This window comes from Thalassobaculum salexigens DSM 19539 (assembly GCF_000423805.1).
In the GTDB taxonomy this organism is placed as follows: domain Bacteria; phylum Pseudomonadota; class Alphaproteobacteria; order Thalassobaculales; family Thalassobaculaceae; genus Thalassobaculum; species Thalassobaculum litoreum.
The window spans coordinates 462,520-479,049 of the sequence record NZ_KE384095.1 but is presented as its reverse complement, the minus strand read 5'-3'; the positions used below and the strand labels follow the sequence as shown (position 1 = coordinate 479,049).

At 67.9% G+C, this 16,530-nt stretch carries 12 protein-coding genes; 10 read left to right on the top strand and 2 right to left on the bottom strand.

All coding sequences use genetic code 11. From position 1 onward, the window contains the following. Nucleotides 1–5: 5 nt before the first annotated feature. The gene (locus tag G578_RS0122640) at nt 6–599 is read left to right on the top strand and encodes a TetR/AcrR family transcriptional regulator (RefSeq protein ID WP_028796172.1); all 594 of its coding nucleotides are present in this window, start codon (nt 6–8) and stop codon (nt 597–599) included. Here the strand turns inward: G578_RS0122640 and mutS are convergent. Continuing rightward, nucleotides 580–3,261 carry a DNA mismatch repair protein MutS gene (gene mutS, locus G578_RS0122635; protein WP_051245182.1) on the bottom strand — a complete coding sequence of 894 codons (2,682 nt, stop codon included), beginning with the start codon at nt 3,259–3,261 and terminating at the stop codon, nt 580–582. The two genes, G578_RS0122640 and mutS, sit on opposite strands and share 20 nt — an antisense overlap. A 269-nt stretch (nt 3,262–3,530) precedes the next feature. Between mutS and G578_RS0122630 the strand changes: the two genes are divergently transcribed. From G578_RS0122630 to G578_RS0122590, 9 genes are all read left to right on the top strand, one after another. After that, nucleotides 3,531–5,798 carry an NADP-dependent malic enzyme gene (locus G578_RS0122630; protein ID WP_038015714.1) on the top strand — a complete coding sequence of 756 codons (2,268 nt, stop codon included), beginning with the start codon at nt 3,531–3,533 and terminating at the stop codon, nt 5,796–5,798. Nucleotides 5,799–5,860: 62 nt separating this feature from the next. Continuing rightward, a complete protein-coding gene (locus tag G578_RS27785; RefSeq protein WP_084619125.1) occupies nt 5,861–7,387 on the top strand; it encodes an ATP-binding protein in 1,527 nt (508 codons plus the stop codon). 194 nt (nt 7,388–7,581) lie between these two features. Beyond that, a complete protein-coding gene (locus G578_RS0122620; RefSeq protein ID WP_028796169.1) occupies nt 7,582–8,619 on the top strand; it encodes a PstS family phosphate ABC transporter substrate-binding protein in 1,038 nt (345 codons plus the stop codon). 192 nt (nt 8,620–8,811) lie between these two features. Then, the gene (pstC, locus tag G578_RS0122615) at nt 8,812–10,197 is read left to right on the top strand and encodes a phosphate ABC transporter permease subunit PstC (protein WP_028796168.1); all 1,386 of its coding nucleotides are present in this window, start codon (nt 8,812–8,814) and stop codon (nt 10,195–10,197) included. Then, nucleotides 10,190–11,530, top strand: a complete 1,341-nt coding sequence (gene pstA / locus G578_RS0122610) for a phosphate ABC transporter permease PstA (protein WP_028796167.1) — start codon at nt 10,190–10,192, stop codon at nt 11,528–11,530. Before pstC ends, pstA begins: the two co-directional genes overlap by 8 nt. A gap of 12 nt (nt 11,531–11,542) precedes the next feature. Further along, nucleotides 11,543–12,373 (top strand): phosphate ABC transporter ATP-binding protein PstB, encoded by an 831-nt coding sequence (gene pstB / locus G578_RS0122605; RefSeq protein ID WP_028796166.1) that lies wholly within the window; start codon nt 11,543–11,545, stop codon nt 12,371–12,373. A 67-nt stretch (nt 12,374–12,440) separates the two neighbouring features. Continuing rightward, nucleotides 12,441–13,172, top strand: coding sequence for a phosphate signaling complex protein PhoU (gene phoU, locus G578_RS0122600; RefSeq protein WP_028796165.1), 732 nt, complete (start codon nt 12,441–12,443; stop codon nt 13,170–13,172). A gap of 112 nt (nt 13,173–13,284) precedes the next feature. Then, entirely contained in the window at nt 13,285–13,977 is a 693-nt protein-coding gene (phoB, locus tag G578_RS0122595) for a phosphate regulon transcriptional regulator PhoB (RefSeq protein ID WP_038015711.1), read from the top strand. 79 nt (nt 13,978–14,056) lie between these two features. After that, complete coding sequence (locus G578_RS0122590) at nt 14,057–15,394, top strand: AmpG family muropeptide MFS transporter (RefSeq protein ID WP_038016003.1); 1,338 nt, start codon at nt 14,057–14,059, stop codon at nt 15,392–15,394. Nucleotides 15,395–15,398: 4 nt separating this feature from the next. On the opposite strand, the gene G578_RS0122585 is transcribed toward G578_RS0122590, so the two are convergent. Further along, on the bottom strand, nt 15,399–16,388 hold the full coding sequence (locus G578_RS0122585; RefSeq protein WP_028796162.1) for an adenosine kinase: 990 nt from the start codon (nt 16,386–16,388) through the stop codon (nt 15,399–15,401). Between the last annotated feature and the right edge of the window lie 142 nt (nt 16,389–16,530).

Genomic DNA, 16,530 nt, shown 5'->3' with positions numbered 1-16,530 from the left:
TATGTATGCAACAGATCAAGCATCGAACCAACGAGGCCCGCACGGCCGCCACCCGGGCGGCCCTCATCGGTGCGGCCCGGACCCTGTTCGTGGAAAAGGGCTACGGCGAGACCGGCACGCCGGAGATCGTCGCCGCCGCCAACGTCACCCGAGGCGCGCTCTATCATCATTTCGCCGACAAGGCGGACCTGTTCCGCGCGGTGGTGACGGCCGAGGCCGCTGCGCTGGCCGAGGCGATCGATCGGGCCACCATCCCCGTCGCCGCGCCGCGCAAGGCGCTGATCGAGGGCACCGGCGCCTATTTCGCGGCGATGACGGTGCCCGGCCGCGCCCGGCTGCTGCTGCTGGACGGTCCCGCCGTGCTCGGCCCGCAGACGATGGCGGAACTGGACCGCAGCCAGGGTGGGGCGACCCTGCGCCAGGGGCTTGGGGAGGCCATGCGGCGGATCGACCCGGAGGAGCTGGACGCGCTCGCCGACTGCCTGTCGGCCGCCTTCGACCGGGCGGCCCTGGCCATCGCCGGCGGCGCCGACCCGGCGCCCTACTGCGCCGCGATCACCCGGCTGATCGACGCGACGATCAGGACGGGCCGGCCTTAGCCTTCAGCGCATAGAGCGCGTCCAGCGCCTGACGCGGGGTCATCTCATCCGGGTTCAGCGCCTTCAGCGCGTCCTCCACCGGGCTCGGGCCGGCCGGTTCGGCCTCGCGCGGCTTCGGCTTGGCCAGGGCGCTGAACAGCGGAAGGTCGTCGATCAGGGTGGTCGCGGCCTTGCCCTGCTCGCCCTTCTCCAGCCGGTCGAGCACCTCCTCGGCCCGGCCGATCACCGCCCCCGGCAGGCCGGCCAGTTTGGCGACGTGGATGCCGTAGGACCGGTCGGCGGCACCGGCGATCACCTCGTGCAGGAAGACGATGTCGTCCTTCCATTCCTTCACCGCCATGGTGTGGCAGGTCAGCGCCGAGAGCCGGTCGGCCAGGACCGTCAGTTCATGATAATGAGTGGCGAACAGGGCGCGGCAGCGGTTGCTCTCGTGCAGGTGCTCCACCGTGGCCCAGGCGATGGAGAGGCCGTCGAAGGTCGCCGTCCCCCGACCGATCTCGTCCAGGATCACCAGCGCCCGCTCGCCCGCCTGGTTCAGGATGGCGGCGGTCTCCACCATCTCCACCATGAACGTGGAGCGGCCCCGCGCCAGATCGTCGGCGGCGCCGACCCGGCTGAACAGCCGGTCGACCACGCCGATCCGCGCCGAGGTCGCCGGCGCGAAGGAGCCGATCTGTGCCAGCACGGCGATCAGCGCGTTCTGCCGCAGGAAGGTGGACTTGCCGGCCATGTTCGGGCCGGTCACCAGCCAGACCCGGTCCTCGGGCACCAGGGTGCAGCCGTTGGCGACGAAGGCGGCCGGCCCGTCCGGCAGGCTCGCCTCCACCACCGGGTGGCGGCCGGCGGTCACTTCGAAGCCGAGCCCGTCATCCACCACCGGCCGGCACCAGTCGCGGGCGGCGGCCAGATCCGCCAGGGCAGCCGAGACGTCCAGCCGGGCCAGCGCGGCGGCGGCGATGGCGATGGTGTCGGCCACCTCCAGCACCCGGCCGATCAGGTCGGCGAAGACCTCCAGCTCGACCGCTAGCGCCTTGTCCGCCGCGCTGGACAGCTCCTTTTCCAGCTCGCCCAGCTCCACCGTGGTGAAGCGCACCGCATTGGCCATGGTCTGGCGGTGGATGAAGCCGTCGCGGCCCATGATCTTGTCGCCGTTGGCGGCCGAGACCTCGATGAAATAGCCCAGCACGTTGTTGTGCTTGACCTTCAGCGCCGACACCCCCGTCTCGCGGGCGTATTTCGCCTGCAGGGCGGCGATCATCCGCCGGCTCTCGTCGCGCAGGCCACGCAGCCTGTCCAGTTCCGGCGCGTAGCCGGGGGCGACCAGCCCGCCGTCGCGGGCCAGCAGCGGCAGCTCGGCGGCCAGCGCCCGGCCCAGCAGATCGACCAGATCGGAATGCTCGCCCAGGTCTTCGAGATCGCGGGCGATCGCCGCCGGCGGGGTGGAGAGCGGGGTGCGGGCGATGGCGGCGCGGATCGGCCCGGTTTCGGCCAGGGCGTCGCGGATCGCCGCCAGATCGCGCGGCCCGCCCCGGTCCAGCGCCAGCCGCGACAGCGCCCGGTCGATATCGGGAATGCGGGACAGGATCGCCCGCAGGTCCTGGCGCGCCCGCTCGGCCTCCAGGAAGAAGGACACGCCGTCGAGCCGGGCGTCGATCGCCCCCGGATCGGTCAGCGGCGCCGACAGGCGAGCCACCAGCAGCCGGGCGCCGGCGCCGGTCAGCGTCCGGTCGATGGTGGCGAGCAGACTGCCCCGGCGTTCACCGGACAGCGTGCGGGTCAGTTCCAGGTTGCGCCGGGTGGCGGCGTCGATCTCCATCACCCCGCCCGGCGACGAGCGCCGGATCGCCGCCAGACGCGGCTGCTTGCCCTTTTGCGTCAGGTCCAGATAGTCGACGATGGCGCCGGCCGCCGCCAGCTCGGGGCGGGAGAAGGCGCCGAACGCGTCCATGGCGGTGACGCCGTAGCTGGCTTCCAGCCGCCGCCGGCCGTTCTCGCTGTCGAACCGGGCCCCCGGCATCGGGTGGCTGATCGGCCGCACCTCCGCCAGCCCCGCCTCGAGGGCGGGGTCGGCATAGAGCTTCTCCGACAGGATGAGCTCGGACGGGGCGAGCCGGGCCAGGGCCGCCTCCAGGCCGCGCGGCTCGACCGGCTGGGTCTGGAAATCGCCGGTGGAGAGATCGACCCAGGCGAGACCGAAGGCGCCACCGGCCTCGGCCAGACAGGCGAGATAGTTCGGCCGCCGCGCGTCGAGCAGGGTGTCCTCGGTCAGGGTGCCCGGCGTGACCACGCGAATCACCTCGCGCCGGACCACCGCCTTGCCGCCGCGCTTCTTCGCCTCGGCCGGATCCTCGGTCTGCTCGCAGACCGCCACCCGGAATCCCTGGCGGATCAGCCGGGCGAGATAACCCTCGGAGCTGTGATGCGGGACCCCGCACATCGGGATCGGCTCGCCCTGGTGCTGGCCTCGTTGCGTCAGCGTAATGTCCAGCGCCCGGGCGGCGGCGACCGCATCCTCGAAGAACAGCTCGTAGAAATCCCCCATGCGATAGAACAGCAGGGCGTCGGGATGGGCGCGCTTGACCTCGAAATACTGCTGGAACATCGGCGTCGCGCCCTCGGCGCGGGCCTGCAGGAGAGCGTCGGAATCGTCGGTTTCGGGCATGGAGGGCTCGGCGGACACGGCTGGCTCTGGCTCCGGGATTCGGCGTCGTCTGAACGAAAGCCGCGACCCTATCACGCAGGCCGCGGGCGCGGGAGCCCGACGGGGCGGTCCGTCGCTCCGGCCGCCAACAAACCGTATGCGCGGCTACCTCTTCCCCCCGCCGTGCGGCGACGGTAACGTCGATCCAGATGACAGGGCGGATCTACCGTCGCGAACGCCGATTCGGGATCTCCGAGGCCGGCACGGGTTCAGGGAGCGAACAGAAAATCATGGATACCGACAATCGGACCGACGCGGAAAACGAAGCGCTGCTGTTCCATTCGACCGGCCGGCCCGGCAAGATCGAGATCACGCCGACCAAGCCGCTGACCACCCAGCGGGAGCTGTCGCTCGCCTATTCGCCGGGCGTGGCCGTGCCGTGCCTGGAGATCGAGAAGGATCCCAACACCGCCTACGACTACACGTCGCGCGGCAACATCGTGGCGGTGATCTCCAACGGCACGGCGGTGCTCGGCCTCGGCAATATCGGCGCGCTCGCCTCCAAGCCGGTGATGGAAGGCAAGGCGGTGCTGTTCAAGCGCTTCGCCGACGTGGACGGCATCGACCTGGAGGTCGACACCCAGGACGTGGACGCGTTCGTCAACTCAGTGCGCTATCTCGGCCCGAGCTTCGGCGGCATCAACCTGGAAGATATCAAGGCGCCGGAATGCTTCATCATCGAGCAGCGGCTGAAGGAGCTGCTCGACATCCCGGTGTTCCATGACGACCAGCACGGCACGGCGATCATCTCGGCCGCCGGCCTGATCAACGCCATGCACCTGACCGGGCGCGACCTGAAGACCACCAAGCTGGTGGTGAACGGCGCGGGGGCGGCCTCGATCGCCGGCGTGGAGCTGCTCAAGGCCATGGGCATGCCGCACAACAACATCATCATCTGCGACACCCGCGGCGTGGTCTATCAGGGCCGCGAGCAGGGCATGAACCAGTGGAAGTCGGCCCATGCCGCGGTCACCGACCGGCGCACCCTGGCCGAGGCCCTGGAAGGGGCGGACGTCTTCTTCGGCCTGTCGGCCAAGGGCGCGGTGACCAAGGACATGGTGAAGTCCATGGCCGCCAACCCGATCATCTTCGCCATGGCCAATCCCGATCCGGAGATCACCCCGGAGGACGTGGCCTCGGTGCGCGACGACGCCATCATGGCGACCGGCCGCTCGGACTACCCGAACCAGGTCAACAACGTCCTGGGGTTTCCCTACATCTTCCGCGGCGCACTGGACGTGCGGGCGTCGGAGATCAACCAGGATATGAAGATCGCCGCCGCCCACGCCCTGGCGGAGCTGGCCCGCGAGGACGTGCCCGACGAGGTGGACGCCGCCTATTCCGGGCGCCGGCTGAAGTTCGGCCGCGACTACATCATCCCGGCCCCGTTCGACCCGCGCCTGATCGTCCATGTCTCCGCGGCCGTCGCCCAGGCGGCGATGGATACCGGCGTGGCCCGCAAGCGCATCGAGGACATGGACGCCTACCGGGCCGAGTTGAGCGCCCGTCTCGACCCGACGGCGGCCAGCCTGCAGAACATCCTCGACCGCATCCGCAAGTCGAACAAGCGCGTGGTGTTCGCCGAGGGCGAGGAGGAGAAGACGATCCGTGCCGCCCTGTCCTTCCAGGCCGGCGGCTACGGCCACGCGATCCTCATCGGCCGCGAGGATCGCATCAAGCGCAAGATCGAGGACATGGGCATCGCCGGCGCCGAAACGCTGGAAATCCAGAACGCCAAAGTGTCGGCGTTCAACGAAAAGTACATAGAGTTTCTGTATAAGCGTCTTCAGAGGAAGGGCGCGATGCATCGGGACTGCCAGCGTATGGTCAATCAGGACCGCAACATCTTCGCCGCCTGCATGGTGGCGATGGGCGACGCGGACGGCATGGTCACCGGCCTGACCCGCAGCTTCGGCGTGGCGGCGGACGACGTCACCCGGGTGATCGACTGCAAGCCGAACGAGCTGCTGATGGCGGTCACCATGGTGATCTCGCGCGGCCGCACGATCTTCATCGCCGACACCAACGTGCACGAGCTGCCGGAACCGGCGCAGCTCGCCGACATCACCTGCCAGACGGCGGCGGTGGCCCGGGCCTTCGGGCACGAGCCGCGCGTGGCGCTGCTGTCCTTCTCCAATTTCGGCAATCCGATGCGCGAGAAGGCCCTGCGGATCCGCGAGGCGGTGGACATCCTGGACACCCGCGAGCTGGATTTCGAATACGACGGCGAGATGTCGGCCGATGTGGCGATGGACCCGGAGGTTCAGCGACTTTATCCGTTCTGCCGTCTGTCCGGCCCGGCCAACGTGCTGGTCATGCCGGCCCTGCACTCGGCCAACATCTCCTACAAGCTGCTTCAGCGGTTTGCCGGGGGGTCGGTGATCGGACCGATGCTGATGGGCCTGGAGAAACCGGCGCAGATCGTTCAGATGGGCGCCAGCGTGACCGATATCGTGAACGCCGCGGCGATCGCGGCACACGAAGCGACGATCGCCTGACGGCAAGGCGGCGCAGCCGCCACCGCCAGGCCGGATGATGCCGGTGGGGCATCGGAGGAAGCATGGCGGAGGTCCGCACGACACATGAAGAGCGCAGCCGCCCGATGGCGGCGCCGGCCTGGAGCACGGTGTGGCGCATGGCGGGCCTCCTGGCGCTGGTGCCGGGGCTTCTGTTCGTCGGCCTCGCCGCGCTCGGCGAAATCGGCGTACCGGCGGCGCTCGGATCGGCGGCGGCCACCTATCTGGCGCTGATCCTCATCGTGCGCCGCCACCTGCGCGAACTGCTGATCCTGCGGCAGCATCTGGACGAGCGATCCCAGGCGGTCGATCTGGACACCGCCCTGGCCGACCGCCGCGGCGCCATCTCGCTGATCGGCGACACCGGCCCCGCCGCCGAGCTGGCCCTCTCGCTGGAGCGGGCCGACCGCCAGTTCACCGCCTGGATGAAGGCCGCCCACCGCCAGGCCGAGACCCCCAGGCGGGTGATCCAGGCGATCCCCGATCCGCTGCTGCTGGTCGATGGGCGCTCGCGGATCGTCCGCGCCAACCGGGCAGCGCAGCGGCAGTTCGGCCAGCATATCGAGGGCCGGGATCTGTCGGCGGTGATCCGTCATCCCGCCGTGCTCGCCGCCGTCCGCGACGCCCAGGCGGGCAAGCCGACATCGACCGTCGAATTCGAGATCGCCGCCCCGACGGAGCGGACCTTCACCGTGCAGGTCGAGACCCTGCCCGAGGGCACCGACCTGCCGCAGGCCGCCCTGCTGCTGTTCGTCGACCTGACCGCGGTGCGGCGCTCGGAGCAGATGCGGGTCGACTTCGTCGCCAATGTCAGCCACGAGCTGCGCACGCCGCTGTCGACCCTGATGGGCTTCATCGAGACCCTGCAGGGACCGGCCCGCGACGACGACGACGCCCGCGACCGGTTTCTGGAGATCATGCGCCTGCAGTCCCTGCGCATGAGCCGGCTGGTGAACGACCTGCTGTCGCTGTCGCGGATCGAGACCAACGAGCACAGCGCCCCGACCCGGAAGATCGAGCTGAAGCCGATCCTGGAAGGGGTGAAGGCCACCCTCGATCTGGAGGCGCGGCGCAAGGACATGCGGGTGGCGCTCGACATCGACGACGGACTGCCGCCCGTATTCGGCGAATCCGACGAACTCACACAGGTGCTGCAGAACCTGATGGACAACGCCATCAAATACGGCCGCAGCGGCACGATCATCGAGGTCTCGGCCGGCCCGGCCGAGAAGGTGCCCGCCGCCTATCCCGGCAAGCGCGACGGCGCGATTGCGGTCCGCGTCCGCGACCGGGGCGACGGAATCGATGCCGGGCACATTCCGCGCCTGACCGAGCGGTTCTACCGGGTCGACACCGCCCGCTCGCGCGAGTTGGGGGGCACCGGGCTGGGGCTCGCCATCGTCAAGCACATCGTCGGCCGCCACCGCGGCGCCCTGACCATCGAGTCGATCCGGGGCGAGGGCACCACGGTCACCGTCTTCCTGCCCAAGGCTCCGGCGAACGGCGGCAACGCGGAAAGCGCCGTAAAACCGGACGATCGGGCGGGGTCGCGGTCGATTACCGCTGCGTGAATCTTCCATGACGGATTAATTGCAGCGCCCTCTGTAATCAAAGTTTCACAGACCTGTCTTAAAAGATTTCCATCCGACCGGTACTTGTCGGCACAGCCAACGCGGGGGAAGACGGCGCGGCAAGCTCGCGCTCATCCCTTCCTGTCGACGATGGTGGAATTGCAACCTCCCAAGCGAAAGACTGGAGGATTCTCATGACTTTCTCGTTCGGCAAGGCGGTCGCCATCGCCGCGCTCGGCGTCGTCGCCATGACGGCCCAGGCCGAGGCCCGTGATCAAATTCGCATCGTCGGCTCGTCGACCGTGTTCCCGTTCGCCACTGTGGTTGCGGAGAACTTCGGCAAGACCACCGGCTTCAAGACGCCGGTCATCGAGTCGACCGGCTCCGGCGGCGGCCTCAAGCTGTTCTGCCAGGGTGTCGGCACCGAGCATCCCGACATCACCAACGCGTCGCGTCGGATCAAGAAGTCCGAGGTCGAGCTCTGCGCCTCGAACGGCGTGACCGACATCACCGAGATCAAGATCGGCTTCGACGGCATCGTGCTGGCCAACGCCAAGGCCTCCGAGACCTACAAGCTGAGCCGCAAGGACATCTTCCTGGCCCTGGCCAAGGAAGTTCCGGTCGACGGCAAGCTGGTCGCCAACCCGTACACCAAGTGGTCCGAAATCAATCCGGACCTGCCGGACACCGAGATCGAAGTGCTCGGCCCGCCGCCGACCTCCGGCACCCGCGACGCCTTCGTCGAGCTGGTGATGGAAGTTGGTGCCGAGGAGATCCCGTTCCTGAAGGATCTGGCCAAGTCCGACAAGGACAAGTTCAAGCAGGTCTTCGGCTCCATGCGTGAAGACGGCAAGTTCATCGAGGCCGGCGAGAACGACAACCTGATCGTCCAGAAGCTGGAAGCCAACCCGAGCGCGCTCGGCATCTTCGGCTTCTCGTTCCTCGACCAGAACGCCGACAAGGTCCATGGTTCGGTGATCGAGGGCAACGCCCCGACCTTCGACGCGATCGCCGACGGCTCCTATCCGGTCTCCCGCTCCCTGTTCTTCTACATGAAGAACGCCCATGTCGGCGTGATCCCCGGCATGAAGGAGTTCGTGGCCGAGTTCACCAGCGAGAAGGCTGCCGGTCAGGAAGGCTATCTGACCGACAAGGGCCTGATCCCGCTGCCGGAGGCGGATCTCGAGAAGTACCGCACCGCGGGCGAGCAGCTCACCAATCTGAGCCTCTGATCGCAGGCATTTCCAGCGGCCGACCTTCGGGTCGGCCGCTTCCTTCTGACCCGCCCGATCATCCCCTCGCCTGCCCAAGAGACGCCGGGGCTTGATCGCGCCGCCAATATTTCTGAAACCTCCTTTCGTTAGACCCTTTGTCCATCGCCGGCGCCGCGCCGGATCGGAATCGCTCTCAGGGAGCCGGGATCAATGCAGACTTTCATCGTGGTTCTCGCGCTGCTCGGCTTCGCCGCCGTCGGCTACACCATGGGCCGCGCCCGGGCGGTGATGACCGCAGGCGGCATGCCGAAGGACCTTCATTCGCTTCCCAGCTACTACGGTTCCTACACCGCGATCTGGATCGGCCTGCCCTCGCTAATCCTGCTGGCGATCTGGCTGATCGTGCAGCCCTACGTCATCGACGGCGTCGTCATGGGCGGCCTGCCGGCGGGCATGACGGAAGGCCTGTCCCCCTCGGAATACGGCCTCCTGCTGAACGACATCCGCAACACCGCCACCGGCAACATTTCCGCGCGGGCCGGCGAGCCGGCGATCGCCGAGGCCGCCACCCAGCTGAAGAGCCTGAGCCAGACCAGCTTCATTCTCATGGTCATCGCGGCGTTCGGCGTCGGCGCCGGCGGCCTGGCCTTCGCCCGCAACCGCATCAGCCCCGACCTGCGGGCGCGGAACACGGTCGAGAAGGTGATCAACGTCGTCCTGATCATCAGCTCCCTGATCGCCATCCTGACCACCGTCGGCATCGTGCTGTCGCTGCTGTTCGAGAGCTTCATCTTCTTCACCAAGGTGCCGTTCTACGAGTTCCTGTTCGGCCTGAACTGGAGCCCGCAGACCGCCCTGCGCAGCGACCAGGTCGGCTCCTCCGGCGCGTTCGGCGCGATCCCGCTCTTCGTCGGCACCCTGCTGATCACCTTCATCGCCATGATCGTCGCCGCGCCGATCGGGCTGATGTCCGCGATCTACATGGCCGAATACGCCGACCCCCGGTTCCGCGCCTTCGCCAAGCCGATGCTGGAGGTGCTCGCCGGTATCCCGACGGTGGTCTACGGCTTCTTCGCCGCCCTGACCGTCGCCCCGTTCTTCCGGAATGCCGGCGAGAGCATCGGCCTCGACGTCTCCTCGGAGAGCGCGCTGGCCGCCGGCGTCGTCATGGGCATCATGATCATCCCCTTCGTGTCGTCCCTGTCCGATGACGTGATCAACGCCGTGCCGCAATCCCTGCGCGACGGGTCCTACGGCCTGGGCGCCACCAAGTCGGAGACCATCCGGTCGGTCATCGTGCCCGCAGCCCTGCCCGGCATCGTCGGCGCCCTGCTGCTGGCCGTGAGCCGCGCCATCGGCGAGACCATGATCGTGGTGATGGCCGCCGGCCTCGCCGCCAACCTGACCGTCAATCCGCTGGAGGCCGTCACCACCGTCACGGTGCAGATCGTCACCCTGCTGGTCGGCGACCAGGAATTCGACAGTGCCAAGACCCTGTCCGCCTTCGCCCTCGGGCTCGTCCTGTTCTTCATTACGCTCGCCCTCAACGTGATCGCGCTGAGCGTGGTCCGCAAATACCGAGAGAAGTATGACTGACACGACCTCCTCTCCTCAGGGTGTCTCCCCCGGGGGCGCGTCGGGCGATCCGATCCGCCGTCCGGTCTTCGTCGGCCCTCACCTCGCGCGCCGCTATGCCCGCGAGCGCAGGTTCCGTCTGCTGGGTCTCGCCAGCGTGGCGACGGCCGGCGTGATCCTGCTCATCCTGCTCGGCAGCATCGTGTCCAAGGGCTATTCGGCCTTCTGGCAGCACGAGGTCGATCTCGACATCACGTTCAGCGCCGAGGAGCTGAACCCCGACGGCGGGTCGGTGGAGCGCGAGACGCTGCTGCGCGCCAACTATCTCGACATGGTGCGCGACGCTCTCAAGCGCGAGTTCCCCGATGCCGCCGATGACCGGCGCGAGCGGCGCATGCTCTACGGCCTGGTCTCGCCGAACGCCGATCTCGCGTTGCGGAACATGGTCCTGGAAGACCCGTCGCTGATCGGGACCACCCAGACGGTGGCCATCAAGATGTCCGACGACATGGACACCTTCGCCAAGGGGTTCATCGACCGCGATCTGCCGGAAGGCGACCGCCGGGTGAAGGACCGGGAGATCAGCTGGCACGACCATCTCGAGGCCGAGGGCCGGGTGCACGCGGCGTTCAACGTGGACTTCTTCACCACCGGCGACAGCCGAGAGCCGGAGGAGGCCGGCATCTACGGCGCCCTGATCGGCTCCATCCTGACCCTGACGGTGACCCTGCTGGTCTCCTTCCCGATCGGCGTCATGGCCGCCGCCTATCTCGAGGAGTTCGCGCCGAAGAACCGGTTCACCGACCTGATCGAGGTGAACATCAACAATCTGGCGGCGGTGCCCTCGATCGTCTTCGGTCTGCTCGGCCTCGCGGTGTTCCTGAATTTCTTCGGCCTGCCGCGCTCGGCCCCGCTCGCCGGTGGCCTGGTGCTGGCGCTGATGACCCTGCCGACGATCATCATCGCCTCCCGCTCGGCGCTGAAGGCGGTGCCGCCCTCGATCCGAGAGGCGGCCCTGGGCCTGGGCGCGTCGCGGCTGCAGGTGGTCACGCACCACGTGCTGCCCCTGGCGATGCCGGGCATCCTGACCGGCACCATCATCGGCATGGCCCAGGCGCTCGGCGAGACCGCGCCGCTGCTGATGATCGGCATGGTCGCCTTCATCGTCGACGTGCCGCAAAGCTTCACCGATCCGGCGACGGTCCTGCCGGTTCAGGTCTATATCTGGGCCGACAGCCCTGAGCGCGCCTTCGTGGAAAAGACCTCGGCGGCGATCATGGTCCTACTCGGCTTCCTGGTTCTGATGAACGCGGTCGCCGTCCTGTTGCGCAAGCGCTTCGAGCGGCGGTGGTAAGGAGAAATACCGATGAGCAGCACGTCCATGACGACGACACCCGAAGTCGCATCCAAATCGCCGAGCCCCGAGCAATTGGCCAACCGCTACACCAAGGTTCAGTCCCGTGACGTCAACGTCTACTACGGCGAGAAGCATGCGCTGAAGCATGTGGACCTGGACGTCTACCAGAACGAGGTCACGGCGCTGATCGGCCCGTCCGGCTGCGGCAAGTCCACGTTCCTGCGCTGCCTCAACCGCATGAACGACGTGATCGACATCTGCCGGGTCACCGGCAGGATCGCGCTGGACGAGCACGACATCTACGACCCGTCCCTGGACGTGGTGCAGCTGCGCGCCCGGGTCGGCATGGTGTTCCAGAAGCCGAATCCGTTTCCGAAGACGATCTACGACAACATCGCCTACGGTCCGCGGATCCACGGCATCGCCCACGGCAAGGCCGAGCTGGACGAGATCGTGCAGAAGAGCCTGGAGCGGGCCGGCCTCTGGAAGGAGGTCAGCGACCGGCTGGACCAGCCCGGCACCGGCCTGTCCGGCGGCCAGCAGCAGCGGCTGTGCATCGCCCGGGCGATCGCGGTGAACCCGGAGGTCATCCTGATGGATGAGCCGTGCTCGGCCCTGGACCCGATCGCCACCGCCCGCATCGAGGAGCTGATCGACGAGCTGCGCGAGAACTTCACCATCGTCATCGTCACCCATTCCATGCAGCAGGCTGCCCGCGTGTCCCAGCGCACCGCGTTCTTCCACCTGGGCGATCTGGTGGAGGTCGGCGAGACCGAGACGATCTTCACCAATCCAGTCGACAGCCGCACCCAGGGGTACATCACCGGACGTTTCGGTTAGGCTCGAACGCTACGCCGCAGGCCGGTAGGCGGCTGCGGCCCGTCACCCGTTTCCGGAGGTCTGAATCATGTCCGACAGCCACATCGTGTCCTCGTTCGACGACGAACTGGACGGCTTGCGGTCGGCTATTTCCCGCATGGGCGGTCTCGTCGAGGCCCAGCTCGCCAACTCCATCCAGGCGATCGCCAAGCGCGACGACGCCCTGGCGACCCAGTGCGTGGAGGCCGACAAGGCGATCGACGACCTGGAGGATCAGGTCGAGGCGCTGACCCTGCGGATGCTGGCCCTGCGCCAGCCCGTCGCCCACGACCTGCGCCAGATCCTGTCGGCGCTGAAGATCTCGCACGATCTGGAGCGCATGGGCGACTACGCCACCAACGTGGCCAAGCGCGCCTCGGCCCTGTCGCAGCTCCCGGAGGTCGGGCCGATCAACGGCATCGCCCGCATGGGCCGGCTGACCCACCGGATCATCACCGACGTGCTGGACGCCTATACCCAGCGCGACGTGGAGCGCGCCATGGTGGCCTGGCAGCGCGATGAAGAGATCGACCAGATGTACACCAGCCTCTTTCGGGAGCTGCTGACCTACATGATGGAGGATCCGCGCAACATCACCGCCTGCGCGCACCTGCTCTTCGTGGCCAAGAACATCGAGCGGATCGGCGATCACGCGACCAACATCGCGGAGACCGTCTATTTCGAGGAGACCGGCCGCCGTCTGGAAGGCAACCGGCCGAAGGGGGACAACAGCAGCTTCGCCGTCGTCAAGCCGGAGGAGCTCTCCGAAGAATCGTCCTAGAGCGGATCACGGTCGGATGGCCTCATCCGTTCGTGTGAATTTGCTCTGTATTCAAAGGTTTAGAGGACGATTCACGGTACAGATCGTACTCTAGTCGCGAGTGACCCAGCCCATGAAACCACTGATCCTGATCGTCGAGGATGAAGCGCCGATCGTCACCCTGCTCCGCTACAACCTGGAACGCGAAGGCTTCCGCGTCATCGACGCGGGTGACGGCGAGGAGGCCATGCTGGTCGCCGCGGAGCGCCGGCCCGACCTGATCCTGCTCGACTGGATGCTGCCCCTGCTGTCGGGGATCGAGGCCTGCCGCCGGCTGCGCCGCGCGCCCGACCTGAAGAACATCCCGATCATCATGCTCACCGCCCGCGGCGAGGAGGGCGACCGGATCCGCGGCCTGAACTCCGGGGCCGACGACTACATCACCAAGCCGTTCAGCCCGGCCGAGCTGATCGCCCGGGTCCGCGCGGTGATGCGCCGGGCGCGGCCCTCCACCGAGGACGAGATCCTGCGCTTCGCCGACCTGACCATGGACCTGGCGGCCCATCGGGTGAAGCGCAGCGAGCGCGACATCCATCTCGGACCCACCGAGTTCCGCCTGCTGCGCCATTTCCTGGAGCATCCGGGACGGGTGTTCTCGCGCGAACAGCTGCTCGACACCGTCTGGGGTCCGGACGTCTATGTCGAGCCACGCACGGTCGACGTCCATATCCGCCGGCTGCGCAAGGCGCTGAACAGCGAGAACGACGACGACATGATCCGCACGGTGCGCTCCGCCGGCTACGCGCTCGACGCCAACGCCGCCTGACCGGCGTCCCTTCGCTCCCCCGCTCGCCGAGCATCTAATGATGCTGGGCAAGCCGGGGCGACTCAGATACCTCATCGGTATGGCGGCTGAACGCACCTCCTGGACCGACGGCATCCGGGTCTATCTCGACCGCCGGATGCTCATCATCCTCGTCTTCGGCTTCGCGTCGGGCCTGCCGGCGCCGCTGGTCTATTCGAACCTGTCGATCTGGCTGACCGATGCCGGCTTCTCACGGTCCAGCGTCGGCCTGTTCAGCCTCGCCACCACCGCCTACGCCATCAATTTCCTGTGGGCGCCGCTGGTCGACCGGCTGCGGCTGCCCGGCCTCACCGACCGGCTCGGCCGCCGGCGCGGCTGGGCGCTGCTGACCCAGCTCCTCCTGATCGCCGCCATCGCCTTTCTCGGCCTGACCGATCCGACCGCCGACGTGTCGATGGTGGCGCTGGCCTGCGTCTTCGTCGCCTTCGTGTCCGCCACCCAGGACATCGTCATCGATGCCTATCGGGTCGACATCCTGAAACCGGAAGAGTTCGGCGCGGGATCCGCGGTGGCGATCTGGGGCTGGCATCTGGGCGGCACCCTGGTCGGCGGCGCCGGTGGCCTCTATCTCGCCGCCAACCTGGGCTGGAACGCGACCTATCTTATCCTGGCCTGCACCCTGCTGATCGCCGTCGCCGCCACGCTGCTGGCCCCGGAGCCGACACCCCGCGATCCCTTGCCCGAGGACGTGAGCGACACGGGCGCGCCGGCCACCGAGCGTGCCGCGATCTGGCTGCGCCAGGCACTGATCGACCCCTTCGCCGAGTTCATGCGCCGGGACTGGTGGCTGCTGATCCTGGTCTTCGTCTTCGTGTTCAAGTTCGGGGACGCGCTGCTCGGCCGCATGTCCTTCGTGTTCTACCGGGAGCTGGGTTTCGAGCTGACGCAGATCGCCGACGTCACCAAGGTGTTCGGCCTCGCCGCCGTCTGCGTGGGCGTCTTCGCGGGCGGGATCCTGGTGAAACTGGCCGGCGTGTTCCGCGCCCTGCTGGCCGGCGGCCTCGCCGCGGCGGCGACCAACCTCGCCTATGCCTATCTCGCCGGCGCCGGCCAGGACGCGGACGTCTTCGCCGTGGCGGTGATCGCCGACAATTTCACCGGCGGCCTGGCGACCGTCGCTTTCGTCGCCTACCTCGCCGGGCTCTGCAACACGGCATTCTCGGCGACCCAATATGCGCTGCTGAACTCGCTGGGGAATCTGGCGCGGATCTGGTTCGCGTCCTCCGCCGGCGTCATCGTCGACAGCCTGGGCGGAGACTGGGCGCTGTTCTTCACCATGACCGCCGGCCTTGCCCTGCTGGGCCTGCCGCTGCTGCTGGTGCTGATGTGGGTGATGCCGGACCCGGGCAAGGCCGGATCCGGCTCAGAGTCGTCTTAAGCGATCAGCCGAGCTTCTCGGCCACCAGCTTCTTCAGGTCGGCCTCCGGCCGCGCGCCCACGTGGCTGATGATCTCCGACGCGCAGATCGCCCCCATCCGGCCGCAGGTCACGGCGTCCTTGCCGGCGGTGTATCCGTGCAGGAACCCGGCGGCGTAGAGGTCGCCCGCCCCGGTGGTGTCGACCACCTGGGCAACCGGCTCGGCATCGAGCACGTGGACCTCGTCGCGATGGACGACGACCGCGCCCTTCTCGCTGCGGGTCAGGGCCGCCGTCTCGACCTCGAAACGAACTGCCTGAAGCACATCGTCGAACTTGTCGGTCTCGAACAGCGACAGGGACTCCGCCTCGTTGGCGAAGAGGATGTCCACGTGATGCTTCACCAGCTCCTTGAAATCGGCGCGGTGCCGGTCGACGCAGAACGAGTCCGACAGCGACAGGGCGACCTTGCCGCCGGAGCGGTGGGCGATCTCCGCCGCCTTGACGAACGCCTTCTTGGCCTCGGGCTGATCCCAGAGATAGCCCTCCAGGTAGACCACCTGGGCGTCGGCGATCAGGTCCTCGGGGATATCCTCGGGGGTCAGGTTCACGCAGGCGCCCAGGAAGGTGCTCATGGACCGTTGCGCATCCGGCGTCACCAGGACGAGGCAGCGGGCGGTCGGCGGTCCGTCCGGGGCCGCCGCTGTCTCGAAGCGCACGCCCTGGGCGGTGATGTCGTGGCGGAACACCTTGCCCAGCCCGTCATCGCGCACCTTGCCGATATAGCCGGTGCGGCTGCCGAGCGCGGCCAGGCCGGCGGCGGTGTTGCCGGCCGAGCCGCCGGACATCTCCACGCCCGGCCCCATGGCGGCGTAGAGGGATTCCGAACGCTCGGCGTCGATCAGGGTCATCGCGCCCTTCTCCACTTTCTCCGTCGCCAGAAAGGCGTCGTCGCAGCGGGAAATGACGTCGACGATGGCGTTGCCGATGGCGACGACATCCAGGCTCTTGGTCATTCAGATCTCCAGGAGTTCTTGGAAACGGCCTCGCCAGCACCCTAGTGGTCTGACCGAACCGATCAACCCCGGCGATTGGGTTCGTGGGCGGTCCCGTGCGGAAATCGACCCTTCACGGGCGAGCCGCGCTTGAATACGGCGC

Excerpts from the sequence above, each read along its gene's own strand:
- G578_RS0122585 (WP_028796162.1), bottom strand. The coding sequence starts at position 16,388 with ATGACCAAGAGCCTGGATGTCGTCGCCATCGGCAACGCCATCGTCGAC.
- G578_RS0122590 (WP_038016003.1), top strand. The coding sequence starts at position 14,057 with ATGGCGGCTGAACGCACCTCCTGGACCGACGGCATCCGGGTCTATCTC.
- phoU (WP_028796165.1), top strand. The coding sequence starts at position 12,441 with ATGTCCGACAGCCACATCGTGTCCTCGTTCGACGACGAACTGGACGGC.
- G578_RS0122640 (WP_028796172.1), top strand. The coding sequence starts at position 6 with ATGCAACAGATCAAGCATCGAACCAACGAGGCCCGCACGGCCGCCACC.
- pstC (WP_028796168.1), top strand. The coding sequence starts at position 8,812 with ATGCAGACTTTCATCGTGGTTCTCGCGCTGCTCGGCTTCGCCGCCGTC.
- phoB (WP_038015711.1), top strand. The coding sequence starts at position 13,285 with ATGAAACCACTGATCCTGATCGTCGAGGATGAAGCGCCGATCGTCACC.
- G578_RS0122620 (WP_028796169.1), top strand. The coding sequence starts at position 7,582 with ATGACTTTCTCGTTCGGCAAGGCGGTCGCCATCGCCGCGCTCGGCGTC.
- pstA (WP_028796167.1), top strand. The coding sequence starts at position 10,190 with ATGACTGACACGACCTCCTCTCCTCAGGGTGTCTCCCCCGGGGGCGCG.
- mutS (WP_051245182.1), bottom strand. The coding sequence starts at position 3,261 with ATGCCCGAAACCGACGATTCCGACGCTCTCCTGCAGGCCCGCGCCGAG.
- G578_RS0122630 (WP_038015714.1), top strand. The coding sequence starts at position 3,531 with ATGGATACCGACAATCGGACCGACGCGGAAAACGAAGCGCTGCTGTTC.
- G578_RS27785 (WP_084619125.1), top strand. The coding sequence starts at position 5,861 with ATGGCGGAGGTCCGCACGACACATGAAGAGCGCAGCCGCCCGATGGCG.
- pstB (WP_028796166.1), top strand. The coding sequence starts at position 11,543 with ATGAGCAGCACGTCCATGACGACGACACCCGAAGTCGCATCCAAATCG.